The 26,444-nt window shown below is 47.8% G+C and carries 25 protein-coding genes; 12 read left to right on the top strand and 13 right to left on the bottom strand.

What is annotated here, in order from left to right:
- Window positions 1-873: DNA/RNA non-specific endonuclease (locus tag VIR50_RS01950; RefSeq protein WP_331933469.1), on the top strand; the 873-nt coding region annotated here is incomplete at its 5' end.
- 110 nt (window positions 874-983) lie between these two features.
- Here the strand turns inward: VIR50_RS01950 and VIR50_RS01945 are convergent.
- A complete protein-coding gene (locus VIR50_RS01945; RefSeq protein ID WP_331933468.1) occupies window positions 984-1,550 on the bottom strand; it encodes a lipocalin-like domain-containing protein in 567 nt (188 codons plus the stop codon).
- Window positions 1,551-1,796: 246 nt separating this feature from the next.
- Between VIR50_RS01945 and VIR50_RS01940 the strand changes: the two genes are divergently transcribed.
- From VIR50_RS01940 to VIR50_RS01925, 4 genes are all read left to right on the top strand, one after another.
- Window positions 1,797-2,351, top strand: a complete 555-nt coding sequence (locus tag VIR50_RS01940) for a glutathione peroxidase (RefSeq protein WP_331933467.1) — start codon at window positions 1,797-1,799, stop codon at window positions 2,349-2,351.
- 21 nt (window positions 2,352-2,372) lie between these two features.
- Window positions 2,373-3,302: a thioredoxin-disulfide reductase gene (gene trxB / locus VIR50_RS01935; RefSeq protein WP_331933466.1), complete on the top strand. Its 930-nt coding sequence runs from the start codon at window positions 2,373-2,375 to the stop codon at window positions 3,300-3,302.
- A gap of 16 nt (window positions 3,303-3,318) precedes the next feature.
- Entirely contained in the window at window positions 3,319-4,509 is a 1,191-nt protein-coding gene (locus VIR50_RS01930) for an anaerobic nitric oxide reductase flavorubredoxin (protein ID WP_331933465.1), read from the top strand.
- Between the two features lie 326 nt (window positions 4,510-4,835).
- A complete protein-coding gene (locus VIR50_RS01925) occupies window positions 4,836-6,398 on the top strand; it encodes a sulfatase family protein (protein ID WP_331933464.1) in 1,563 nt (520 codons plus the stop codon).
- A 17-nt stretch (window positions 6,399-6,415) separates the two neighbouring features.
- On the opposite strand, the gene VIR50_RS01920 is transcribed toward VIR50_RS01925, so the two are convergent.
- Entirely contained in the window at window positions 6,416-7,846 is a 1,431-nt protein-coding gene (locus VIR50_RS01920; RefSeq protein ID WP_331933463.1) for a sodium:solute symporter, read from the bottom strand.
- A gap of 146 nt (window positions 7,847-7,992) precedes the next feature.
- Here VIR50_RS01920 and VIR50_RS01915 point away from each other — a divergent pair, with 146 nt between their 5' ends.
- Window positions 7,993-8,805, top strand: coding sequence for a DUF3822 family protein (locus tag VIR50_RS01915; RefSeq protein ID WP_331933462.1), 813 nt, complete (start codon window positions 7,993-7,995; stop codon window positions 8,803-8,805).
- A gap of 42 nt (window positions 8,806-8,847) precedes the next feature.
- Window positions 8,848-9,423: a 16S rRNA (guanine(966)-N(2))-methyltransferase RsmD gene (rsmD, locus tag VIR50_RS01910; protein WP_331933461.1), complete on the top strand. Its 576-nt coding sequence runs from the start codon at window positions 8,848-8,850 to the stop codon at window positions 9,421-9,423.
- Here the strand turns inward: rsmD and cls are convergent.
- Together cls and dnaG are read right to left on the bottom strand one after the other, a co-directional pair.
- Window positions 9,395-10,819 carry a cardiolipin synthase gene (cls, locus tag VIR50_RS01905; protein ID WP_331933460.1) on the bottom strand — a complete coding sequence of 475 codons (1,425 nt, stop codon included), beginning with the start codon at window positions 10,817-10,819 and terminating at the stop codon, window positions 9,395-9,397. The two genes, rsmD and cls, sit on opposite strands and share 29 nt — an antisense overlap.
- A 16-nt stretch (window positions 10,820-10,835) precedes the next feature.
- Window positions 10,836-12,770 carry a DNA primase gene (gene dnaG, locus VIR50_RS01900; protein WP_331933459.1) on the bottom strand — a complete coding sequence of 645 codons (1,935 nt, stop codon included), beginning with the start codon at window positions 12,768-12,770 and terminating at the stop codon, window positions 10,836-10,838.
- Window positions 12,771-12,945: 175 nt separating this feature from the next.
- Here dnaG and msrA point away from each other — a divergent pair, with 175 nt between their 5' ends.
- Genes msrA through mutY form a run of 4 tightly spaced genes read left to right on the top strand, consistent with a single transcriptional unit; the run spans window position 12,946 to window position 15,832 of the window.
- Entirely contained in the window at window positions 12,946-13,881 is a 936-nt protein-coding gene (gene msrA / locus VIR50_RS01895; protein WP_331933458.1) for a peptide-methionine (S)-S-oxide reductase MsrA, read from the top strand.
- Window positions 13,882-13,930: 49 nt separating this feature from the next.
- Window positions 13,931-14,437: a methylated-DNA--[protein]-cysteine S-methyltransferase gene (locus VIR50_RS01890; protein ID WP_331933457.1), complete on the top strand. Its 507-nt coding sequence runs from the start codon at window positions 13,931-13,933 to the stop codon at window positions 14,435-14,437.
- A 13-nt stretch (window positions 14,438-14,450) separates the two neighbouring features.
- Window positions 14,451-14,771 (top strand): MGMT family protein, encoded by a 321-nt coding sequence (locus tag VIR50_RS01885; protein WP_331933456.1) that lies wholly within the window; start codon window positions 14,451-14,453, stop codon window positions 14,769-14,771.
- Between the two features lie 47 nt (window positions 14,772-14,818).
- Window positions 14,819-15,832 carry an A/G-specific adenine glycosylase gene (gene mutY, locus VIR50_RS01880; protein ID WP_331933455.1) on the top strand — a complete coding sequence of 338 codons (1,014 nt, stop codon included), beginning with the start codon at window positions 14,819-14,821 and terminating at the stop codon, window positions 15,830-15,832.
- A 52-nt stretch (window positions 15,833-15,884) separates the two neighbouring features.
- Here the strand turns inward: mutY and VIR50_RS01875 are convergent, their stop codons facing one another.
- The 6 genes from VIR50_RS01875 to VIR50_RS01850 form a co-directional block, all read right to left on the bottom strand.
- Complete coding sequence (locus VIR50_RS01875; protein WP_331933454.1) at window positions 15,885-16,454, bottom strand: GNAT family N-acetyltransferase; 570 nt, start codon at window positions 16,452-16,454, stop codon at window positions 15,885-15,887.
- Between the two features lie 74 nt (window positions 16,455-16,528).
- Window positions 16,529-18,259: an acyl-CoA dehydrogenase family protein gene (locus VIR50_RS01870; RefSeq protein ID WP_331933453.1), complete on the bottom strand. Its 1,731-nt coding sequence runs from the start codon at window positions 18,257-18,259 to the stop codon at window positions 16,529-16,531.
- Between the two features lie 123 nt (window positions 18,260-18,382).
- Window positions 18,383-19,405 carry an electron transfer flavoprotein subunit alpha/FixB family protein gene (locus VIR50_RS01865; protein WP_331933470.1) on the bottom strand — a complete coding sequence of 341 codons (1,023 nt, stop codon included), beginning with the start codon at window positions 19,403-19,405 and terminating at the stop codon, window positions 18,383-18,385.
- 19 nt (window positions 19,406-19,424) lie between these two features.
- Window positions 19,425-20,294: an electron transfer flavoprotein subunit beta/FixA family protein gene (locus tag VIR50_RS01860; protein ID WP_331933452.1), complete on the bottom strand. Its 870-nt coding sequence runs from the start codon at window positions 20,292-20,294 to the stop codon at window positions 19,425-19,427.
- A 256-nt stretch (window positions 20,295-20,550) separates the two neighbouring features.
- Window positions 20,551-20,844, bottom strand: coding sequence for a glutaredoxin (locus VIR50_RS01855; RefSeq protein WP_331933451.1), 294 nt, complete (start codon window positions 20,842-20,844; stop codon window positions 20,551-20,553).
- 33 nt (window positions 20,845-20,877) lie between these two features.
- Window positions 20,878-21,438: a sugar O-acetyltransferase gene (locus tag VIR50_RS01850; protein WP_331933450.1), complete on the bottom strand. Its 561-nt coding sequence runs from the start codon at window positions 21,436-21,438 to the stop codon at window positions 20,878-20,880.
- A 231-nt stretch (window positions 21,439-21,669) separates the two neighbouring features.
- Between VIR50_RS01850 and VIR50_RS01845 the strand changes: the two genes are divergently transcribed.
- Entirely contained in the window at window positions 21,670-22,434 is a 765-nt protein-coding gene (locus VIR50_RS01845; RefSeq protein ID WP_331933449.1) for an SDR family NAD(P)-dependent oxidoreductase, read from the top strand.
- Between the two features lie 10 nt (window positions 22,435-22,444).
- On the opposite strand, the gene VIR50_RS01840 is transcribed toward VIR50_RS01845, so the two are convergent.
- From VIR50_RS01840 to VIR50_RS01830, 3 genes are all read right to left on the bottom strand, one after another.
- Window positions 22,445-23,824, bottom strand: a complete 1,380-nt coding sequence (locus tag VIR50_RS01840) for an MATE family efflux transporter (RefSeq protein WP_331933448.1) — start codon at window positions 23,822-23,824, stop codon at window positions 22,445-22,447.
- Between the two features lie 104 nt (window positions 23,825-23,928).
- A complete protein-coding gene (locus VIR50_RS01835; protein ID WP_331933447.1) occupies window positions 23,929-24,630 on the bottom strand; it encodes an FKBP-type peptidyl-prolyl cis-trans isomerase in 702 nt (233 codons plus the stop codon).
- Between the two features lie 46 nt (window positions 24,631-24,676).
- Window positions 24,677-26,239: a glycine--tRNA ligase gene (locus VIR50_RS01830; RefSeq protein WP_331933446.1), complete on the bottom strand. Its 1,563-nt coding sequence runs from the start codon at window positions 26,237-26,239 to the stop codon at window positions 24,677-24,679.
- Window positions 26,240-26,444: the final 205 nt, after the last annotated feature.

Raw genomic sequence — 26,444 nt, 5'->3', positions numbered from 1 at the left:
ATTCTCACTTCATGTGGAAAGGATAACGACGAACCTAACGGACAGCCCAAGCCGTCTACGGAGAACAATACTAATAAGAACATTGTCACAAGCGGATTGCCTTCAGAGATAACATTATTGGAGTTTCCCAAGGTAAAAGGTGACAGCAATAATCCTATTATCGTACATAAAGTAAACGACGAGGTCAACTTCTCGCTCGAATGGGATAATGCAAAGCGTGCCCAACGTTGGACTTGTTACCAAATGACAGCCACAAATCAGGTGGCCAGATGGAAGCGTCAAAACTGGAAAAATACTCAATGGAAAGGCGATCCGTTCCAAGTAGACCCATTGATCAATCGCATCTATCAAACCAATGGTGACGATCATGCCAATGATGGCTACGACCGTGGCCATATATGTCCGTCACAAGACCGTGTGAACAGCCAAGAAGCCAACATGCAAACCTTCTATTACTCCAACATGCAACCCCAGCTTAACGGATTCAACGCCGGCGTATGGGAAGTTTTGGAAACAAAAATCCGCAGTTGGGTAACAGCCAACTCACCCCAAAGCGATATACTCTACGTATGCAAAGGTGGAATCATTGATGGCACACAAGGAACAGATTACATCATGAGTAATCGCAAACTCATCGTTCCCAATCACTTTTTCTGCGCCCTGCTCATGAAGAACAGCAGCGGCTACAAGGCCATCGGATTTTGGTTTGAGCACAAAGAGAACAAAGACAAGGACCTCAGCAAGTATGCGGTTAACGTCCATCAATTGGAACAACTCACCAAACTTGACTTCTTCTGCAACTTGGATGACAAGACCGAAAAGGACGTTGAGAATTTAGAATTGACCCGCGTTAAAAACGCATGGGGCCTATAAAACACGATAAACAAGACCTATCCATGGTCTGACAAGCTCAAAATAACAAATTACAAGCGGGCATATCCCATCAGGATATGCCCACTATTCGTTTCCTATATTTATATACTTTACTTTTTCTCGTTCGCAAATACTCCCTTTGCCTCGGCTTTCTTACCGGCTGAACTACGAGTAATCACATTGTTTACCTTAGAATAACCGTAACCATAACCGTCTACGTAACCTCCATTATAGTAGGGTTGCCAGTCAAATCTGCCATCATAAGACAAGTTGAACACGATGTCCCGACGAGTTCCATCATCCATCATACCACTGAAACGATAATCTGAAAGATTATAATCATAGATATAAACCGGCTCCCAATCTTTATCTTCATAGCGCAAAGTGATAATACCATTTCTCACAGTCCAGAAAAACGGACTATAACTATAATCTCTATAAGGACTTCTTACGTCATAATCCACTTCTTCACCCGTACCATCCTGATAGAAAGTTATCGTCGTGCGATAGTCGTTTCCGACCAATCCCCAACGATCTTCGTAGTAAGTTGAGATACGTCCGGTCCAAGTTCCGCTTAAGGTGTTGCCTATTTCATCATCCACATCGCAAGAAACAAACACTGTCATTGTCATTACAGCCATCAGTGTCATCGCGAGAATCGTTGTTAACTTTTTCATAATCGTATGGTTTTATGTAAATATTTCGTTCTTTATTCATTGGCAAAGGTATAAATTATAATTCACCTTTAAAGGAGATTTTGCCTATTCATCAGTAGGGATTTTCCTATTTGGCAAGATATTTGCTTCTAAAACCTAAATTATTATAATAATCATATAGGCTCTTTAGAAACTTACCAAAAATTCATTATTTTTGCACATATACATATATAATAAGGTATAACAACATTACAAAAACATAAGAAAATGAAAACTGTTTACGAATTTTCAGTAAAAGATAGAAAAGGTAAAGACGTTTCATTGAAAGAATACGCCAACGAAGTTCTCCTCATTGTAAACACCGCAACCAAGTGTGGATTCACCCCACAATACGAAGAATTAGAAAAACTTTACAAGGACTTACACACCAAAGGCTTTGAAATATTAGACTTTCCATGCAACCAATTCGGTCAGCAAGCCCCCGGAACTGACGAAAGTATCCACAACTTTTGCAAGCTGACCTACGGAACCGACTTCCCACGGTTCAAAAAGCTCAAGGTAAATGGCGAAGACGCTGATCCTCTTTTCAAATTTCTTAAGGAACAGAAAGGCTTTGCCGGTTGGAATGAAGCTCACCCTATTTATCCCATTTTGGATAAAATGCTTTCCGAAGCCGACCCCAATTACAAGGAAAATCCCGATATTAAGTGGAATTTCACCAAGTTCTTAATCAACAAAAAAGGGCAGGTCGTAGCCCGCTTTGAACCTACTGAGCCCATTGATGTTATCGCGAAGCAGGTTGAAACACTCTTAGACGCATAATTATTTTTACATATAATCACAATGAAAACTAAACTTTTAATTATCGGCAGTGGCCCTGCCGGATATACAGCTGCGATTTATGCCGGTCGCGCTAACCTGCAACCAGTGCAGTATTGTGGCATACAGATGGGTGGCCAGTTAACTCAGACCACCGAAGTAGAAAACTTCCCGGGCTATCCCGATGGCGTTGACGGCAACCAAATGATGATGGAACTGCGCCGTCAGGCCGAGCGTTTCGGTGTCGAAATGCACGATGGCTCCATCGTTGAGGCCGATTTCAGCCAACAGCCCTACCGCTTCAAGAGCGACCGTGGCGAGGAAATCGAGGCCGAAAGCGTAATCATCGCTACCGGTGCCACGGCTAAATACTTAGGATTACCCGACGAACAAAAATATATGGGACAAGGTGTCAGCGCCTGTGCCACGTGTGATGGCTTCTTCTATCGCAAGAAAGTAGTGGCCGTTGTAGGTGGAGGCGACACCGCATGTGAGGAAGCCAGCTACTTGGCAGGCCTCTGCTCCAAGGTCTACATGATTGTTCGCAAGCCCTACCTGCGTGCTTCTGATGTTATGAAGAAGCGTGTAGAAAGCAACGAAAAGATAGAAATACTCTACGAAACCAACACCTTGGGTCTCTTCGGCGACAACGGTGTGGAAGGCGCTCACGTGGTTTACCGCCAAGGTGAAGCTGATGAAAAGGTGTACGACCTTGCCATCGACGGTTTCTTCCTTGCCATTGGCCACAAACCACAGACCGATTTGTTCAAGGGAGTCATTGACTTGGATGAACAAGGTTTCATCAAGATAACCGGCCAAAGCCAAGCCACCAACCTTCCCGGTGTGTTCGCCGCAGGCGACGTTTGTGACCCTCACTACCAGCAAGCCATCGTAGCTGCCGGCACGGGAGCCAAGGCCGCGCTCGACGCGCAGGAGTATTTACTCAATCAATAACAAAACAAAACGCATTATGGCAAAACAAATTACAGACAGAGTTTCATGGGTTGGCAAAATCGATTGGGAGCTGAAGCGCTTCCATGGCGATGAACTGTCTACCGAACATGGCTCAAGTTATAACTCCTATCTCATCAAAGATGAAAAGACGGCGCTCATTGACACCGTTTGGCAACCTTATGACAAGGAATTCGTAAGCCGCCTGAAGCGCGAGATAGACCTAAAGGAAATCGACTACATCATTATGAACCATAATGAAGTAGACCACAGCGGAGCCCTCCCCGAGCTGCTTCGTGAGATTCCCGGTACGCCTATTTACTGCACAAAGAAGGGTGAAGCCATCATCCGCGGACACTATCATGAGGATTGGAACATCATCACCGTGAAGACCGGCGACACCCTTTCATTGGGCAAGACCACGCTTACCTTCATTGAGGCGCCCATGCTCCACTGGCCCGACACCATGTTTACCTACATGGATACCGACCAGATACTCTTCTCAAACGACGTTTTCGGACAGCATTTCGCCTCAGAGTCGCTCTATAACGACTGCGTAAAAGAGTGCGAAGTGATGTATGAGGCCGAGAAATACTACGCCAACATCATCAATCTTTACAGCCCCATGTGCGCCCGTAAGGTTGATGAGCTGCTGAAAATGAATCTCCCCATCAAGCTCATTTGCCCAAGCCACGGTATCATTTGGAAAGAAAATCCCATGGATATAGTCCATCGCTACCAGCAGTGGGCCAACGGTTATCAGGAGAATCAAATCACGATAGCCTATGACACCATGTGGCAGTCAACCCGTCTCATGGCTGAAGCCATCGCCGAAGGTATCCAAAAGGAAGACCCTACTGTGACAGTAAAGCTCTTCAACGTGGCACACGATGACAAGAATGACATTCTGACAGAGTTCTTCCAGTCGAAAGCCATCCTCGTAGGGTCGCCCACTATCAACAACGGTTACTCGTTCGCGGTGGCCGGAATCTTGGAAATGGCCCGCGGCATGAAGCTCCAGAATAAGAAAGCAGCCGCTTTCGGCTCCTATGGTTGGGGTGGCAACGCACCTAAGATGATCAGCGACCACCTGCGCGAAGCGGGCTTGGAACTTGTCAACGACGGCATAAAGAAGCAGTGGGTGCCCGACGAGGCCGCCCTGCTCGAGTGCATAGAATACGGCAAGGACTTCGCCAAGCAAACCAAGTAGGATAGCCTACACCCCATAAAAAAGCCAAGACGCTATCCCCGAGATAAAGTCTTGGCTTTTTCTTTTTTACTATATTTCCCCCTATCAATTTACCAACAACGCACTAAACACAACACTTTCTCCAATCCCCTCTCTGACAACGGCCGTCTCGAAACAGCCCTTTGACACTGTGAAAAGGCTGCTTTGACACGCTCAAAAGGGCACTCTTACCGCCTCAAAGAGCCACTTCTATCCTACGTCCCCCACCTATTAGCGAACCTATCTCCAAAGGTTCTTTCCCTAACACGAACCATACAACATAACCAAATAAAAACAAATCGTAAATCATGAATACCAAAACCAACCTATATCTGACCGCTTTGCTGCTCCCCGCCGTCGGACAACCGACAGCCATTAAGGCTGAAAAGCTTAAAAAGAACCAACTTTCGACCGACCGCCCTAACGTTATCATCATCCTTGGCGACGACGTTGGCTATGGCGACCTGCAATGTTACGGGGCCAAGAACGTAGAAACGCCCCATATCAATAGGCTTGCCCAAAGCGGCATAAGGTTCACCGACTGTCACGCCATAGCCGCCACGAGCACGCCGTCACGCTACTCACTGCTTACGGGAGAATACGCTTGGCGCCGCGACGACACCGATGTGGCGGCCGGAAACGCAGGCATGATCATCCGCCCCGAGCAGTTCACAATGGCCGATATGTTCAAAAGCAAGGGCTATACTACCTGCGCCATCGGTAAATGGCACTTGGGATTGGGCGACAAAACGGGACAGCAGGATTGGAACGCGCCCCTGCCTCAAGCCTTGGGAGATATAGGTTTCGACTATTCTTACATCATGGCGGCCACGGCCGACCGTGTACCCTGCGTGTTCATAGAGAACGGTCGGGTGGCCAACTACGACCCTTCAGCGCCAATAAGCGTCAGTTATAAAGAGAATTTCAAGGGCGAACCCACCGGTGCGGAGCACCCCGAACAGCTCTACAACCTACGCCCCAGCCACGGCCACGACATGGCCATCGTTAACGGAATAAGCCGTATTGGCTATATGAAAGGTGGCGGAAAGGCGCTTTGGAAGGATGAGAACATAGCCGACTCTATCGTGGCCCATGCCGTGGATTTCATGCGCCAAAACAAGGACAGGCCCTTCTTCATGTATTTTGCGTCCAACGATATTCATGTGCCCCGCTTCCCCCACCCTCGTTTCCGCGGCAAGAACGCCATGGGATTACGTGGCGACGCCATCGTGCAATTCGATTGGACCGTGGGCCAAATCATGCAAGCATTGGAACGACTGGGTATCAGCGATAACACGCTCGTCATCCTTTCGAGCGACAACGGGCCCGTGGTCGACGACGGTTACGACGACAAGGCCGAGCAATTATTAAATGGTCACAGTCCCGCAGGCCCTTTCCGAGGTCATAAGTACAGCGCTTTCGAGGGTGGCACGGCCGTGCCGCTCATCGTCAGTTGGCCGGGGAAAATAAACAAGAATCAAACTTCAACGGCCTTAATCAGCCAAATAGACCTCATGGCCTCGTTAGGCTCATTCATCAAGGCCACGTTTCCCAAGGGCAGCAATCCCGATGGCCGCGACCACATGGGCACCCTCTTGGGCCACGACAAGGCCGGACGACCCTATGTCATTGAGCAATCGAGCGGTCATGTATTGTCCGTTCGCACGCCCAAATGGAAATATATAGAGCCGAGCGATGGACCCAAAATGATACCGTGGGGACCAAAAATAGAAACGGGCAACCTACCCTTGCCTCAACTTTACGACATGAGTAAGACCCCGTTTGAAAGCGAGAATGTAGCCGAACGACAGTCCTCCGTAGTCTTTCAGTTACAAAACATACTGCGAAAGGAAAGAAACAAGGGCCAATAAGTTCTGTAAAGCACAGCCTATACCGCTACTTTTCGTGGCTTGAAGAGCAACATGCCCATAAAGGTCAGCGCCCCATTGAGCAGCAACATTTCGTAACCAAACTTGTACCCGGTTATATGTTGGGTGGCCAAATCGGTCACCCAACATATAATCGGGCTTATGATGGCTATGTAGGGCACGGCCTTGTCGTTGACCTCACGACCGCGCATGAACAGTCCAAAGGCAAACATGCCCAGTAAAGGGCCGTAGGTATAAGAGCAAAGTATGTAGATGGCGTCAATGACACTCGTGCTATTGACCACCTTAAAGGCCAAGATAAACAACACGAACAGCAGGGCAATAGCCAAATGAACCCGCTTGCGCAACCGTTCATCGGCAGGCCGCTCACAAATGTCAACGCAGAAACTGGTGGTCAACGCGGCCAAAGCGCTGTCGGCACTTGAGAAGCTCGCGGCCACGATACCTATCGTGAACAACACGACCACCAACTCTCCAAGGCGGCCCGTGGCGGCGAACATCGGCAGCAAATCATCACCCATAACTGGCAAAGCCATGCCTTGCTTGCGGGCCAACATCATCAACAAGATACCCAAAACCAAGAACAAGAGGTTGGCCGGCACAAAAGCGAAGCCGTAGGTACACATGTCTTTCTGCGCCTCACGCAACGTCTTGCAGGTAAGGTTCTTCTGCATCATGTCCTGATCAAGCCCCGTCATCACTACCACAACAAACGCTCCGCTAAGAAATTGCTTCCAAAAGTTCTGCCGGGAAAACCAGTCATCAAACACGAATATGCGACTGTGCTCATCCGCCGCTACGGCTTTCACGGCCTCGCCTACCGTCATATCGAGCTGACCTATGACCTGATAGATGATCAGGATGAGGGCAGAGAACATGCAAAACGTTTGAAACGAATCCGTGAATACCAGCGTCTTGATACCTCCCCGGCGGGTATAAAGCCATATCAACGCCACCATCACCAACACCGTAGCCACGAACGGCACACCCAAGCGGTCGAACACGAAGCGCTGCAAGATGATACAAACCACATAAAAGCGCACGGCCGCCCCCGTCATTTTCGACAATAGGAAAAAGGAAGCGCCCGTCTTATAGGTCCGCAAGCCCAGTCTGTGGCGGAGATAAGCGTAAATCGTCGTGAGATTCAGCTTGTAATAAACGGGCAGCAAGATAAAAGCCACCATGAAATAGCCCACGATAAAGCCCAAACACATTTGCAAATAAGTCATGTCGGTGCGCTCTGCCATGCCCGGAACGCTGACAAACGTAATACCCGAAATCGACGCTCCCACCATGCCGAAGGCCACCATATACCACGGTGATTTGCGGTTGGCACGAAAAAAAGTCTCATTATCGGCCCTTCGTGCGGTGAACTTACTAAAAAGCATTAGCAGCACAAAGTAGCATAAAACGGTAGTAATAATAAGCATAATGATTACAAAATATGTAGCGACAAAGCTGAAATGACAGCAAAAATACAAATATTATGGCAGGCCTCCTAACTTTAAAAGCAGATTAACAAAGTTTCGATTGAAAATTTGGTGTTATCAAAAAGATAAACTAATTTTGCAATAGTATGCAGAATAAAGCCTACAACATATTAAACAATCGGCTGACTATACGTATCAGCCAGAGCTTCATGTCGTTTTCCGTTATCAATCCATCATCAGCCGTGGGTATCGAATATGAGCCTTACGCCGTGAAAAACGGAATATCGATAGCTGCCAACCTGCGCGAAGCTTTCAACGAAAGCTCTTTATTGGGCATGGGATTCTCAAAGGTACAAGTCATGATCGACACGCCCGTACTGCTCGTACCCATCGAAGAGTTTGACGAAAGCCAAAAGGAATTGCTCTATTCGCATGCCTTCACCCGGCTGGGCAATGACATCATTGTGCACACCATTCTGCCCAATGAGAACGCAGTGGCCCTTTATCCGCTCAACAAGGACCTTAATCTCGTCATCAATGATCATTTCGATGACATCAGAATCATCCCCCTGATGCAGCCCGTATGGAGCTATATGCACAAGCGCAGCTTCAGCGGCAATAGGGCTAAGCTCTACGCATACTTCCACGACCACCGTGTGGAAGTGTTCAGTTTCCGACAAAATCGATTCAAATTCTACAATCATTATAAAGTGGTGACGCCCTACGACGCTTCCTATTTCATTCTTTATGTGTGGAAACAACTGGCTATGGACGCCCAAAACGACGAGTTGCACATATTCGGCAGTATCAGCGACAAGGAGATACTGACCGAAGACTTGAAGAAATATCTGCAAAACGTTTACGCCATCAATCCCGAGGCAGAGTTCAACCGGGCACCCATCACCAAGATAAAAGGCCTGCCCATGGACATCAGTCTGCTCGTCCTGAAGGGCAGATAAAGGCTTCATGCCCCATCGCCCACCACTCCATTCCAATAAAATATGAGAATAATAACCGGAAAATATAAAGGCCGCCACTTCGACATTCCCCGCTCCTTCAAGGCCCGCCCCACCACAGACTTTGCCAAAGAAAATATCTTTAACGTCATGATGGGCTATCTTGACTTTGAGGGTGCCCGGGCGCTCGACCTCTTCGCGGGCACAGGCAGCATTAGTTTGGAACTCGTATCGCGAGGATGTGACCAAGTAATAAGCGTGGAAGCCGACCGCGACCATGCCAACTTCATACGCCAGTGCTTTGAGAAACTGAAAGAAGAGCACAATGTGCTGATACGAGGTGACGTGTTTAAGTTCATCAAAAGCTGCCATCAGCAGTTTGATTTCATATTCGCCGACCCGCCTTATGCGCTCGAGCAATTGCCACGAATACCCGAGCTCGTGCTTAAAAGCAAGCTATTGAAAGAAGACGGAGTATTTATTTTTGAACACGGAAAGCAGCACGACTTCAGCCAATTGCCCGGATTCATGGAGCACAGAGCCTATGGCAGCGTGAATTTCTCGATATTCAAGGCCGTAGCGGAGCCGACACTTACAGCAGAGGCGACAACAACCGAATGACACTTTCCCACAAACGCTGCAAGAAAGGCGTATGGAAAAGTTTTCTAACTTCCTCGATTGACAGACAATTGGCCTGATCATCGAGGAATATTTGTTTCATCTTACAAGCCATTTCACGACTATAGAAAAAGGCGTTGGCCTCAAAATTATTCTCAAAACTACGGAAATCGACGTTCGTACTGCCACAACTGCAAATGAAATCATCCGAAACCAATAGTTTGGAATGATTGAACCCCTTGTCGTAGAAAAATACTTTCACGCCTGCCTCTATCACTTCTGCCACATAGGACTTGCTGGCCCACTCCACTAATTTGGCGTCGCAGTGCATCGGAATCATAAGTCTTACGTCGATACCTGCCACCGCTGCCGTGCGCATGGCAAAGAGAATAGGCTCCGTGGGCAAGAAATAAGGCGTTTCGATATAGACATAATGTTTGGCCTCAAGCAATATCCGCACGTAGCCTTGCATAATATCGGGCCACGGCTGGATGGGGCTGCTGGTCACGATTTGGCCCAAACAATCGTTGTCAATGGCAGGATTAAGCTCGGGATAGTACACACGTGAGGTAATCAGCGTGCGATCGACAAAGTACCAATCGATAAGGAAAGCCCGCTGAAGCGCATAAACCAGCCCACCCTCGAGCTTCATGTGGGTGTCGCGCCACGGCCTATGACGCCGTCCGCGCAGGTAACGCAGGGCCACATTCATACCTCCGATAAAGCCAATCTTACCATCTACCACGCAAATTTTGCGGTGATTGCGATAATTTACCTTACCGGTGAAGGCAGGAAACTTCACGGGCATGAAGGAACAAACCTTGACTCCACCGGCCCGCATGCGGTCATAAAAGCGGTTTTTCACACGCCAGCACCCCACATCATCATAAATAACCCGCACCTCTACGCCCTCCCGGGCCTTGTCAATCAGTATATCGGCCAGCAAATTGCCCAAGGAATCATCCTCAAAAATGTATGACTCCAAGTGAATATGGTGGCGGGCTGCACCCAAGGTTTTAATTAAAGAGAGGAAAAAAGCATAACCATCGGTATAAATATCTACCTGATTGTCCTTAAAAGGCAGGGCCATGCTCTGATTGGCAAACAGCCTTACCAGCGCGGCGCAGTCTTCCGGAATCTTCAAATTGCGTTGGGCGGCAAACTCCAGCATGGAACGTTTGGTCAATTGGTCCAAACTTCGCTGGCTCACCAGCTTCTCCTTACGAGTGTTTTGTCCGAAAAAAAAGTACAAAACAATTCCAAACAAAGGCAAGAACAGCAACACCATCACCCATGCCATGGTCTTGGCAGGCTGACGACGGTCCATCAACACCGTTACCATAGCTGCGACAACAGTGAGTGAATAGATAGCCAAAATTGCCCAATGAAGATAAATCATCCTCCCTATCTCCTTTCTACCATATAATATTATTGCCCAACTGCTGGGCCAAAGCATTACGAATCATCTGCATATCCTTGAACTCCTCCACCAACTTCATCATCCGTTCATGGTCAGAAGCCGCCAAGGCGATGTCGCGTTGCAAGTCTTTCAGCTTCTGTTCCACGTAATCCATACGGAAATCCAATATCAAATGGATGACTCGCTGGCGAAGCGTCTCGGTCGTCTCAACCATCTGCTGGCTCTCGGAAAGCCTGAACTTTTCGGTGCTCATGTCAACCGCCAAGCGGCTGACGGTTATGTCGTGATGGTGTATAAAATAAGGTTCGGCTTCAAAGCCCTCGTCATTGGAGTGCTCCACCGCTTCCTTCAATACCTGATTATAAAGCGGAGTGTGGAACGAAAGGTCATCGGCCGAGAGCGAATAATGTACATATTGGGCCAAAGTCAGGTCTATCAGGTTGCCCTCATCGTCCTCTACATGGTCGAAAACAATCTTCTCCCCATGGCGAATAATGAGCTGAATCAACATTTGTTCTACCTTCGTGGCCTGCTGCAAGGGTGTTGCCGGGCGCAAAGGTTCTACCGTCACGGCCGGTTGGCGCTCCACCTCCCGTATCTGTGCTTTCTGCTCTTGGCTCTTCCCCTCACGAATCATGCGGTTCATGGTGCTGATGAGCGTCTGCTCATTGATTTTCAGATAATCCACGCAATCATGGATATAGGTGTCACGCAGTATCTGATTGGGAATGACAGATATGGATTTTACAATGGAATTGATGGCTTCCGACCTGCGAAGCGGGTCGGTTTCCTTATCCAGCAGCAACTGGGTCTTGAACCGAATAAAGTCGGTTTCGTGGTCTTGGATATACTTTTGGAAATCAGCCGCCGTACATTTGCGTGAGAAACTGTCGGGATCCTCACCCGCAGGCAGCAACAATACTTTCAGATTCATGCCTTCCGAGAGCAGCATATCCGTTCCCTTTAAGGCCGCATGGATACCGGCCTCATCGTTATCGTAAATCAACGTGATGTTATTCGTGAACCGACGAAGCATGTGTATCTGCGGTAACGTGAGCGCGGTGCCCGATCCGGCCACCACATTCTCAATGCCACTCTGGTGCATGGCTATCACATCGGCCTGTCCCTCCACCAAATAAACACGGTCATTCTTGGCCATGGCTTTCTTGGCTTGGTAGATACCGTAAAGTTCATTGCCTTTATGGTAAATCTCAGAATCGGGAGAATTGACATACTTTTGGTTCACTCCCTTGGTCCGAGCGTCCAACACACGGGCCGTGAAGCCCACGATGCGCCCGCTATTGCCTATCCACGGGAATATCACGCGCCCGGCATAGCGGTCGATCAGCTCACCACGGTCGTTCTGATAACAGATACCCGTCTTCAGAAGATACTCTCCCTTATAGCCTTTAGCCAAGGCTGCTTTGGCCAAAGCGTGTCTGTCGGGCAGGTCGTAGCCCAAATGGAACTTTTCAATAATATCATCACGAAAGCCACGACTGCGAAAATATTGCATGCCTATGGCCATACCGTCCACATCATTATGAAGAATGTGGCGGAAATACTTCTCCGTCCAATCGTTGATAATGAACATACTCTCCCGCTCACCTTGCTCTCGCTTCTCTTCATCGGACAGCTCACGCTCCTTTATTTCGATATGATACTTGTTGGCCAACCAGCGTAAGGCCTCGGGATAGTCCATCTGTTCATGCTCCATGATAAAGCTCACGGAATTGCCTCCCTTACCACAACCGAAGCAATGGCAGGTACCCCGTGAAGGAGAAACATAAAAAGAAGGGGTCTTTTCGTTATGGAATGGGCATAAACCCTTATAATTGCTACCGCTTTTATGGAGTGTAACAAACTCTGAAACGACGTCAACAATGTTGGCAGCGTCCTTTATTCTGTCTATCGTTTGTCTGTCGATCATATCTGCAAAGATACACTAAAAGCCATAAAATGCAAAGAGAAAGGGGGCCATTTATACCTTATTGACACATGAAGACAAGATTTCGGAAGTCCCGAGAGGCCTAAAACTTTAGCTTCAAACACTTGGCATAATTAGAGATTATGCTTATTTTTGCTTACATAAATCAATAATGAACATGAATAAAACAGACTTGGCCTTGCAAATTGCCACCCAAGCACACGCCGGACAGACCGATCGTGACGGTGCTCCCGTCATCCTGCATCCACTCACGGTAGGCTTGATGGGCCATACTGACGAGGAGCGAATCGCAGGTTTTCTGCACGATGTGGTTGAAGATTCCAACTACTCTTTCGATGATTTGCTGAAAGCCGGTATTCCCGAAGGTGTAGTCAACGCCCTACGACTGCTCAGCCACACGAAGGACGAGCCCTATATCGACTATGTACAACGCATCATTGACGCGGGCAATCCCATTGCCTTACAAGTGAAATTCAATGATTTGCAGCATAATTATGCACGTGGGAAGGCTTATCCTGACTTGCAGGAAAAGCATGGGAAAGCGCTTCAGATGGTAAAAGCGGCCATTGAAAAATGCTCCACTATTAAATTGTATCAGCCCGCTGACACGACTTTAAAATACGCGGTCTTTGCCGGAGGGTGTTATTGGGGCGTGCAACATGAGTTTGAAAAAGAGCAAGGGGTAATTCGCACGTTGGTAGGCTATACGGGTGGCGAGGAAGAATTTCCGATATATGCCGATGTTCGTGACCACAAGACACACCACTTGGAGGCAGTCTTGATAGAATATGATGAGCATGTTATCAGCTATACCGACCTATGTAAAGTGTTTTTTGAGATTCACGACCCGGCCCAAACAGACGGCGTTGGTCCTGATATTGGCCCACAATACCGCAGTGCCATTTTCTATGCCGATAACCTACAAAAGCGTCAGGCTGAAGAAGTGATGGAAATACTAAGGCAAAAGAAATTTGAGGTAAATACGCTTCTCGAGCCTCTCGGCCACTTTTGGATAGGCGAAGAATACCAACAGCATTATTACGAAAAGACCGGAGGAGAGCCCTACTGCCATTTCAGAACCAAGAAATTCTGAAATAAATATATCGTCGTTTTCATCAATTCTCATCATGCCCAAGCCGAATATGACAACGCATTATCTTTCTTATTACACATCACCATTAGGCGTCATCACGCTTGGCGCTGATGAAATAGGCTTGACTGGCTTATGGTTTGAGGGACAAAAGTATTATGGCCGAGGGCTTTCCGCTAACAGCCAAATCGCTGACAGATTGATTTTTAGAGAATCAGCATTGTGGCTCGACCAATATTTTAATGGGCAAAAACCTGATTTTATGCCCCAAATCCATTTGCAAGGCACTAATTTTCAACAAGCGGTATGGCGACAGTTGCTTCGCATTCCTTATGGGCAAACCGTTACTTACAAGCATATTGCCCATGAGTTAGCCCGGGAAATGGGCGTGGAACACATGTCGGCGCAAGCGGTGGGCAATGCGGTAGGACGCAATCCAGTCTCTATCATCATCCCTTGTCATAGGGTATTGGGTACCGATGGCAGCCTGCGAGGCTATGCCGGTGGACTACATCGTAAACAATGGCTACTCCATCAGGAAGGAATTGTGATAAAATAAAGAATTAAGAAACATGCACGCAGATATTACTTTATTTGAAGAGAGCGTGATAGAAATCGTAAAGTCTATCCCGGCAGGTCGTGTACTGACCTATGGACGCATAGCGATATTGGCCGGTTATCCCAATCACTCGCGACTTGTTGGCAAGGTGCTCCATCATCATCCCGAAGCTATCCACATACCATGCCATAGGGTAGTCAACGCGGCCGGGCGGATTGCACCGGGCTGGACGGCGCAACGCACGTTGCTTGAGAACGAAAAGGTAAAATTCAAAGCAAACGGATGTGTTGATTTGAAAAGTGCGTTATGGCCTATAGAAACAATTCAGCTATAGACTGTAACAAGAAAGTTATTTTTTAAAATTGCCCCATTCAATACATAATGACAAAGAAATCACACCCCTTTACCACTATATTGCTTCAATGGTTTGAAGAAAATGGCCGTGACTTACCATGGCGGAAAACACGTGATCCTTATGCGATATGGCTGAGTGAAATCATCCTTCAACAGACACGAATAGCACAAGGCACCGACTATTGGTTGCGTTTCATGCACCGATGGCCAACAGTGGAAGATTTGGCGGCAGCCTCTGAAGATGAGGTTATGCGCATGTGGCAAGGCTTAGGCTACTATTCCAGAGCACGAAACCTGCATGCGGCGGCCCAACAAATTGCCACATTGGGACATTTCCCCGACACGATTGAAGAGATAAAGCAACTAAAAGGCGTGGGCGATTATACGGCCGCGGCGATTGGAAGCATAGCTTTCAGGCTCCCCGCAGCCTCTGTCGATGGTAATTTTTACCGTGTTTTGTCTCGCTATTTTGGTATTGACACTCCCATCAACACCACAGAAGGCAAAAAACTTTTTGCTTCTTTGGCTGAGGAATACCTGCCAGAGGATGCACCGGACTTGTACAATCAGGCTATCATGGACTTTGGCGCAATCCAATGTACACCCCTTTCCCCAAAATGTGTGATTTGTCCTTTGGCCGAAACATGTGTGGCCTTGCGTTTAGGAAAGACAACGGAATGGCCCGTGAAACTAAACAAATTAAAAGTTAAAGAACGTCAACTCGACTTATTTTATATCCGATTTAACGGACAAACAACCATTCACAAACGTGGCAGTGGTGATATATGGCAAGGTCTGTGGTGTGTACCCGAAGCCGAGCACTTGACTGATGAACTGAAACAAAATGCCACTTTACTGCGCAAAGGCGTAAAACACGTATTGACACATCGTGTTTTATGGAGTGACTTTTATCTGATTGATGCAAAGAAACAACCTCTTCTTCCCCCTGATTTCATTTGGATAAAAACGGAAGAAATTGAGAGTTACGGCGTTCCTCGCTTAGTAGAACTATTACTCGAAGCCGTTGCTACACATCCATAAACTCATATAAACGATTTAATTCTACCTATATGAGTTATTGACAAAATAACATTCATGACATGGTTTTCTGCAAATGACGCATCGGATGTGAGCCCCATGCGGTATCGTTCACGTATTCAAATCCCAACCGGCGATACAGTTGTTCAGCCTTAGGGTTGCCTTTATCCACCAATAATCCGGCAGGCAATCCCATTTCCTTTGCCTTTTGACAAGTGGATTTCAATAACAACGTTGCAATGCCTTGCCCACGATAGTCAGCCAATACAGCCAAACTATCTATATAGAGTTCACCGGCCTGCGTTTCATCTTGCATGTCAGAGTGGTCCATATTAAAGGTTTTGAGCGCTTCTTCTATGAAAGCCTTACGCAACTCACGCAATAGCTTTCCGTCATAACTGACGCAGCAGCCCACAACACGCCCATTGTCAATGGCCACTAACGTGTTTCGATAAGAATATTGCGTATCTTCACGTGCCACCAACTTGGTCATGAAGGCATGGAAATCAGCCAAACTATGGTGCGGCCCGGCAAAATAACGACAACAGTCATGGTTCATCGCCTCCATAATCAGCCCGGCAATTATACTTGCTTGATTAGGAACAGCTTTCTCAATCTTTACCATAAACATTATGAATTCAAAAAGGCCGCACGATAAACATGCGGCCTTAATTTTATATCTGTAAGAAACTTAATCTATTAAGCCTCAACTTCTTCCTTGGTTTCCTCGGCTACGAAACTGGCAAGGTCAGCAACATTGAACGCCTTAATATAAGCAACCTTACCCAATACGCTTTCTTCTGTCATGCGAACATAAACCTCGGCACTCTTCTTAAAGAGCTCAGGAGCCTTGCTGGCGTCTGCAAGAATCAACAGCGACATGATGATTTCGGCTGTCATATCATAGAGACGACGTGCCAAGAAATCTTGTTCATCCTGATTCTCATCGGCCTTCACCTTCTCAAGTGCTTCCTCATACAAAGCTACGAGCTTGGCAACACGATCCTTCAAAGGCTTCACGCAGTCGCAAACTTCTTCCTCAAGCATTTCCTTCATGATAGAAAGATAAGTGCCATTGGTAATATAACGAATCGCAGCTACGACCTGCAACTGTGTCGTACCTTCATAGATAGAGAAGATACGAGCGTCGCGGAACAAGCGCTGGCTCTTATATTCCATGATGAAACCTGAACCACCATGAATAGAAATTGCGTCGTAAGCATTTTGGTTGGCGTATTCAGAGTTCATACCCTTTGCCAATGGCGTGAAAGCATCAGCCAAACGACTGTATTGCTTCATTTCCTTGCGCTCCTCGGGAGTCAGCTTACGCTCACGGGCGATGTCTTCCAAAGCCTTGTAAATATCCACATAACGAGCTGTCATGTAAAGAAGTGAACGGCCGGCGTCCAGCTTTGCCTTCATGCGTGACAACATATCATACACAGCGGGGAAAGTAATAATCTTCTTACCAAACTGCGCACGCTCCTTGGCATAAGTCAATCCCTCGTTATAAGCCTCTTGTTCAACGCCCACACTCTGTGCGGCAATACCCAAACGAGCACCGTTCATCAAGGCCATAACGTACTTGATAAGACCTAATTTGCGGTCGCCACAGAGCTCACACTTGGCATTCTTGTAAACCAACTCACAAGTAGGACTTCCATGGATACCCAGCTTATGCTCGATATGACGTACCGTTACGCCACCGTCACGCTTATCATAGATGAACATAGACAAGCCACGTCCGTCACGCGTACCCTCTTCCGAACGGGCCAATACCAAGTGAATATCAGAGTCACCATTCGTAATGAATCGCTTCACACCATTCAAACGCCATGTTCCATCAGCGTCTTGCGTAGCTTTCAACATCACACGTTGCAAGTCAGAACCTGCATCCGGTTCCGTCAAGTCCATTGACATCGTTTCACCGGCGGCAATGCGTGGGATGTATTTTTGGCGCTGCTCTTCTGTACCGAACTCATAAAGCGTGTCAATACAAGACTGCAATGACCACACATTTTGGAAGCCCGCATCGGCTGCAGAGATAATTTCCGAAGCCATAGAGAACACTACATTAGGAATATTCAAACCGTTATAGCGTCTCGGCATTGAGATACCCCAAAGTCCGGCCTTGCGAGTTGCGTCGAGATTCTCGAATGTTTTGCTGGCATAAACCATGCGGCCATCAACCAAGTGAGGACCTTCTTGGTCTACAGACTCGGAGTTGGGTTCGATAATATTGGCAGCAACATCGCCTGTAATGTCAAGCATGCGCTTATAATTCTCGATAGCGTCCTCGTAATTTACGGGTGCGTCATCAAAATTATCCTTATCCGCATAGTCGCGCTCTTTGAGTTCTACGATGCGTTTCATCAGAGGATGATTCAAGTGGAACTCAATCTCTGGATGATCAGTATAATAATTTGCCATATTTTAATAGCCTATTCTTAAACTCTCCCGTACACAAAAGAAACTACCATTGTTTCTTTTACAAGAAAAGATTAAGCAGAAGGACTTTTATTTGTTATACAATATTACTTTATATCTCTTTACTTACTTAGAGTTCTGCTTGTAGTATTTAATCAGTCGGGGAACAACTTCCTCCACCGTACCATTGATTACATAATCGGCAATCTTGTTGATAGGAGCTTCGGGATCATTGTTGATAGAAATGATAATACCGGAATCCTGCATACCCGCAATGTGCTGTATCTGTCCTGAAATACCACAAGCGATATACACTTTAGGATGAACCGTCACTCCGGTCTGGCCTATCTGACGGTCATGGTCTACCCAACCCGCGTCTACAGCGGCACGACTGGCACCAACTTCTCCGTGCAATTCCTTAGCCAATTGGAAGAGTTGATCAAATCCTTCCTTGCTACCTACACCATAACCACCGGCCACTACGATTGCAGCACCCTTCAAATTATGCTTCGCAGCCTCAACATGACGGTCGATAACCTTCACGGCATAAGCCTCGGCAGATACATACTTATCTACATCCGGATAAACAACCTCACCCTTTGCCTGCCCCTCATAGAGAGCCTTCTGCATCACACCGGAGCGAACAGTGGCCATCTGTGGACGATGATCGGGATTGACAATCGTCGCAACGATGTTTCCACCAAAGGCCGGACGAATCTGATAAAGCAGGTTATCATAGTGCTTTCCGGTCTTCTTCTCATCGTAATCACCGATTTCTAACTGCGTACAGTCGGCAGTCAAACCTGATGTCAAGGAAGAACTCACACGAGGACCGAGGTCGCGACCGATAACGGTTGCACCCAACAAGCATATCTGTGGCTGCTCTTCTTTAAACAAGTTTACAAGAATATCGGTATGGGGAGCTGATGTATAAGGGAACAATCCCTCGCCATCAAATACGAAAAGTTTATCCACACCGTAGGGAAGTATCTGATCTTCCACCTTACCCTTAATGCCGCTTCCGGCTACAATTGCATGCAGGTCAACACCAAGTTTATTGGCAAGTTTGCGACCCTTTGTCAGCAATTCCTGAGAAACTTCCTGTACGGTAGTTCCTTCTATCTCGCAATATACAAATACGTTATTCATCATTTTACTGCGCTTACTTTTAGCCAATAATCTTTTCGTCCAACAATTCTTTCACCAAAGACTCTACATCAGCGTCACTGCCGGTGAGTGTCTTACTCTCTTTAGCTTGGAACACGATGTTCTGAACAGCCTTAACCTTTGTGGGTGAGCCTGCCAAACCACACTGCTCATAGTCAGCCTCACAATCAGCGATACTCCACTGACCGAGTGTCAGATAAGGACGCTTCTCATAAAGGTCGGCCCAAGGCTCATTGCCGGTACGCTCCATTGGGCATGTAGCATATTTGTACTTCATTACCAACTTAGCGTTGCAAGGACGCGCAGGAGCTGCCGAGCCATTGACGGTAATCATTACCGGTAACGGAGCCTCAACAGTTTCCACGCCACCATCAATATGGCGACGAATCGTTGCCTTGCCATTTTCGATCTTTAATACTTCCTCCGCGTATGTTACCTGATTCAGGCCGAGCTTCTGTGCCACCTGTGGACCAACCTGTGCGGTATCACCGTCAATCGCCTGACGACCACCGATAACCAAATCCACATTGCCAATCTTCTCTATACCCTTAGCCAGAAAATAAGAGGTTGCCAAAGTATCAGCACCAGCACTCTTACGGTCGGTAAGCAACCAACCTTCGTCTGCGCCACGATAAAGTCCCTGACGGATAATCTCACCGGCACGGGGAGGACCCATTGTAAGAATACCTACAGTCGTTCCGGGGTTTTGGTCTTTAATGCGGAGAGCCTGTTCGAGCGCATTTAAATCTTCAGGATTGAAGATAGCAGGCAGAGCGGCGCGATTTACCGTACCTTCTGCGGTCATCGCATCCTTGCCCACATTTCTTGTGTCTGGTACTTGCTTGGCAAGTACAACAATTTTCAAACTCATAAAAAATTTAATTATATATAATTGTTTTATTTGCAAAAAACTGGCTGCAAAATTACTTATTTTTTGATTGACAGCCAAACAAAATGCACAAAAACAGCCCCAATGTGCACAAAACCAATGATTTGTGCAAGTTTTTTAAACACCTATTTATTATAAAGAAAAAGCTGATGAAACAACCGCAGAAACGGATTTCATCAGCTTTCAATAGTTTTATTTCTAAAGGTTACCATGCCACATGGCCCTTGCCGGCAACAGCTTAGCAACCGGTTCCGTCAAGACTGCATGCCGGACCATCGGGCATAGGCTCCAAACCGGCGTCGGCAGAAGACAAAGTTACCGTACCATCTTCCAATACATAGCAGGGCACACCTACGTCACCAATCTTCTTGGCCTCGTCAAAAGCGGGGTGACTGTCACGCAAATCGAGGAACTTTTTCAAGTTACGCACGTGCTTGCTAATATCAATCACCTCAAACTTATCATTTCCTTCCACCTGCTTCTCCACGTATTCACAATACGGGCAGGTTGTCATTACAAACATTTTAATCATGATTTTTCTCTTATTTAAATTGTTATACTATTGTCATTCTCCTATTTTCTTAATCACACGACACGGATTTCCCACAGCGATAGAATTGGCCGGAATATCCCGTGTCACTACAGAGCCGGCGCCAATGGTGCAGTTATCGCCAATCGTTACGCCCGGCAACACCGTCACACTGCCACCTATCCATACATTGTTGCCTATGGTGATAGGCTCGGCCCACTCCTGACGACTGTTCCGCTCCACGGGATTGGTAGAATGGCAAGCCGTGTACAAGCTCACGTTAGGTCCTATAAAGACATCGTCACCTATCGTGACATAAGCCTCATCAAGCACCGTGAAATTGAAATTGGAGAAGAAACGCTCCCCCACTTTAATATTCACGCCATAATCACAGAGAAACGGCTGATTGACAAACGGCTTGCTTCCACAGCTACCCAATAGCTCACGAATCGCTTTCTCACGGGCTTCCAAATCCGTAGGACGCAGGTTGTTATATGCTCTCAATTTATCTTTCACGCTGTTGAGCACCTCGATTATCTCCGGATCATCTGCCCTATAAAGCTCACCGCCCACCATTTTTTGCCATTCAGTCTTCATCTCGTCTGTTTTAATTCGTATGCCACAAAGTTACAATAAACAAAGCGTATGCCACCAGCATTTTTTAAATATTAACGCAGTCACAACTGTTACACTATGTTAAGCACCGCCGCTTTACATCCGTCAGCTTGTCATCCATCGGCAAAATCCATTAACTTTGCATATATATAAATAGGTGTAAAAAGCACTGCTATGACCTATTTTATTTATCAACCCACAAAAAGAAAAACTATGAACAAGAGAATCGCCATGGTCACCGGGGCCTCATCAGGAATAGGACGAGCCTGCGCCGAGAAATTCGCACAAGGAGGTTACAACCTCATCATTACCGGTCGTGACACCGAAAAGCTCCACTTACTAAAAGAGCAACTCGAAGCACAAGGAGCCACCGTGCAGACACTCGTCTTCGACATCCGCCATAGGGAAGCTGCCACTACGGCCTTCAACTCCCTGCCTGCCGAATGGAAAACGGTAGATGTGCTCATCAACAACGCGGGACTGGCCCTCGGACTGGAGCCCGAGTTTGAGGGAAACGCCGAAGATTGGGACGCCATGATAGACACAAACATCAAAGGCCTGCTCACCATGACACGCCTTGTTGTGCCGGGTATGGTTGAACGCAACCACGGACATGTCATCAATATAGGCTCAGTTGCGGGCGATGCGGCCTATGCGGGTGGCAATGTGTATTGCGCCACCAAAGCCGCCGTAAAGGCATTGACCGATGGTCTGCGTATCGACGTGGCCCACACGGCCGTCAGGGTGACCAATATCAAACCCGGCCTCGTACAAACCAACTTCTCAAACGTCCGCTTCCATGGTGATGAAACAAGGGCTGATAATGTGTACAAAGGCATTAAGCCCCTTACCGGCACCGATATAGCCGACGTAGTTTTCTACGCCGCCTCGGCGCCCGAGCATGTACAGATAGCCGAAGTATTGGTTTTGGCTACCCATCAAGCCAGTGGAAGCGTGGTTTGGAGAGAGAAAGAATAAAACAACAAGGTCAGTCGGGCAGCCCTTTCAGCCATTTTCCCCTGAACAAATGGAAGAGAAACATCAACCCACGGAACGTAAGTTCAATGGCCATGGCTGTCCAGACACCTTTCAACCCATAGTCTTTGGCCAACCACGCGGCCAATGTGAGGCGCACGCACCACATCGACACGAGATTGATAATGGCGGGACGCAACGTATCACCGGCGCCCACGCAAATGCTGTAAGCCACAATGCTGGCCGCAAAGAACGGCTCGGCAAAGGCTTCTATCCGCAAAACGGTGGTTCCCAACTCACGGATAGCCGCGTCAGGACTTAACACGCCTATCATTTCGGGGGCAAAAACATACATCAACACACCCATGAAAGCCATGACGGCCATACCCAATGCCACCGACAGATAAGCGAAATTCTTACACAAGTTCTTACGGCCGGCCCCATAAGTCTGCCCTACCAAAGTCGTGGCAGCGTCGCCGATACCATAGCCGGGCATGTAACAAAGGCTCTCAGCCGTGATGGCAAACGAGTTACTTGCGATGGCTATATTGCCCAAGGGCGCCACGATCATGGTGCTGACTATCTGCGCACCACTCATCAGAACGGACTGGATGGCCATGGGCAGGCTGATTTTCACGGCGTTGCGCACATAGTCCCACACCCAGCGGAAAGGCTCCTTGTCTTGTCCCAAAGCCAAAATCTTGTTCTTATAGATGGTGAGCCACGCCGTAGGCAACGACGTTGCCACGTAAGCACAGAACGTACCGATGGCCGCACCCTGCACTCCTAATTCGAGAACATAGATAAAGAAATAGTTGAAAACCACATCAAGGGAGCATAGCACCACGCTCATGATACTGGGCAAGTGCATGTTTCCGGAACATTTCAGCATGGCGCTCGACAGATGGAACAGCAGCACGAAAGGCATGGCAAAGCCAAACACCAGAAAATAAGCCGATGAATCGGGCGCAATGTCGGCACCTCCTCCCAGCCAATAAGGTAATGGATTGTGAATGGCGATGGCCGCCGCCGACATCAGCAGGCTGAAAAGAAAGCCACAAACCAAGGCATGACGAAACACCTGACGGGCCTTCCCAAAGTCATTGGCACCGATAAAGTGGGCCGTCTGTACGGAGAATCCCGTGGAAGCCGCGCTCATAACGCTACCCATAAGCCATGTGGTCGACTCTATCAAGCCTATGCTGGCCGAGGCCGCCGCACCTAAATGACCCACCATGGAAGCGTCGATGAAAAACATCATTACGTTGGTTATCTGCGCAAGAATGGAGGGAATACTCAGTCCGATAATCAGATTGATTTTCTCTCCACGGGTCATGGGCAATCCGTTACGGATACTGGCCATGAGGCTGTCGTTGCGTTTACTGCTGAACATAATGTCTATTTAGAAACTGTGTGTTGATAAATAAAACCATAAATAGTGGCGGAAGCAATCATTGTCCCGTCACTATTTATGGTTAATAGATTTGATTCATTTTCTTATTTTTCAATCCATCGTCCCGTCACGGCAGCCTCACTGCCACGGGTCGGCACGACCTGACCTTTGCGATAGTAAGCCTTCAGGTTCAGGTTGAATACCAATGTGGAATAAGCCGGCACGCTTCCCTGCGCACTACTGCCATAACCCAATTGGTAAGGAATGTGGATTTCCCACACGTCGCCGATGTGCATGTGCTGCAAAGCGGTGGAGAAACCGTCTACCACGCCATTGACAGCCATCTTGAACGGCAGTGCCGTATCGTCAAGCGTGCCCGTATAGCTTTGGTCAAACATCATTCCGGTAGGATGAGAAGCCGAAGGTATAAGGCGACCGCGGTAGTTCACCTTCACGGAATCCGTGTAAAGCGGGCTGCCGGAGCCGGTACCCTCGGTGAGTACATGAACATAGATAAACTGGGAAGCCGTTTTAGCCACGCCGGTCTCAAACGACCAATTGGGTATTTTCTTCCAAGTCTTGTCGCCGGCAGCTATCTTCTGGTCAACGGTTGCCTGAAGTCGGCTGATATATTGGTCGTTCACCTCCTGCCAGTTGTCAAACTCATTGACCACGCCATCGTCTTCCTTACACGACAGCATGAGTACGCTCATGAGCGCCAACGCCAATAAGGCCTTGACTGACAAGAAACGACGCCAACCCGCCGAAGCCGGTATCATTTGTTTGTTTTGCATCTTAAGGGTCATGATAACCTTTTATTTAGAGGTTGGCCGCCAAGCGGCGACCTACCTATTAGAACTTCTTAATCTCGTCGCCCAGCTTCTTCAGCACGGAGGTAATGCTCACGCGGTCCTCGATAATGGAGCGAAGTTGGCTGATGTCGACACGCTCTTGTTCCATCGTGTCACGATAACGCAAGGTAACTTTGTGGTCCTTGGGCGTTTCATGGTCAACCGTTACGCAGAACGGTGTACCCACGGCGTCCTGACGACGGTAGCGCTTACCGATGGAATCCTTGGGATCGCCATAATGAGTGTTGAAATGGAACTTCAACTCGTCCACGATCTGCTCGGCCAATTCGGGCAGTCCGTCTTTCTTATCCAATGGGAACACGGCACACTTCACGGGGGCCAATGCCTCGGGCAGCTTCAATACGACGCGGCTCTCGCCATTCTCGAGCGTCTCCTCGCAGTAAGAGTGACAGAGCACGCTGAGGAACATACGGTCCACGCCGATAGAAGTCTCGACATCGTAAGGCACATAGCTCTCGTTCTTCTCGGGGTCAAAGTACTTGATACTCTTACCACTGAACTTCTCGTGCTGGGCCAAGTCGAAGTTGGTACGTGAGTGAATACCTTCCACTTCCTTGAAACCGAAGGGCATTTTAAACTCAATATCGGTCGCGGCATTGGCATAGTGGGCCAGCTTCTCATGGTCGTGGAAGCGATAGTTCTCCGTTCCCATACCGAGGGCTTCGTGCCATGCACGGCGCACTTGCTTCCAATAATTGAACCATTCCATCTCCGTGCCGGGCTGACAGAAGAACTGCATCTCCATCTGCTCGAACTCACGCATGCGGAAAACGAACTGACGGGCAACGATCTCATTGCGGAATGCCTTACCTATCTGGGCGATACCAAACGGCAGTTTCATACGACCGGTTTTCTGAACGTTGAGGTAATTCACGAAGATACCTTGCGCGGTCTCGGGACGAAGGTACACCTTCATGGCGGCGTCGGCGCTGGCTCCCATCTCGGTAGAGAACATCAGGTTGAACTGACGCACGTCGGTCCAGTTCTTGGTGCCGCTGATAGGATCGACGATTTCCTCATCAACGATGATTTGTTTCAGCATTTCCAAGTTGGGACCCTGCATGGCCTCGGCGTAGCGAGCGTGCAAAGCGTCGCGCTTTTCCTTAGCTTCTTTCACGCGCTCGCTGGTCTCCATGTATTTCTCTTCATCAAAGCTATCGCCAAAACGCTTGCGAGCCTTGGCCACTTCCTTCTGAATTTTCTCATCATACTTGGCTATCTGGTCCTCGATGAGCACATCGGCACGATAGCGTTTCTTGGAATCGCGGTTGTCAATCAATGGATCGTTGAACGCGTCCACGTGGCCCGACGCCTTCCAAGTGGTGGGGTGCATGAATATGGCGGCGTCAATGCCCACGATGTTGTTGTGGAGCAACACCATACTTTGCCACCAATATTGCTTGATATTGTTTTTAAGCTCTACGCCGTTCTGACCATAATCATAAACAGCGCCCAAGCCATCATAGATTTCACTGCTGGGAAAGACGAAGCCATACTCTTTACAATGGCTTACTATCTTCTTGAAAACATCTTCTTGTGCCATAAACTTTTTAAATATTCAAAAATCGCTACAAAGATACTACTTTTTTCCCAACAACGCTTTGCCCGCGTGTAAAAACAACTTAAAAGAGCGATTTCGGCATGACCGTCACGCAGAACGCAAATGGCCAATATACGCAAAGCGGCCAAAGAAACCGCCCCGCTTGGTAAACATCATCTACCAAATACTACATACGACATGTAGCGAC

It is taken from the genome of Prevotella sp., from assembly GCF_036570325.1.
In the GTDB taxonomy this organism is placed as follows: Bacteria; Bacteroidota; Bacteroidia; order Bacteroidales; family Bacteroidaceae; genus Prevotella.
This window is presented reverse-complemented; position numbering and strand designations above follow the sequence as displayed.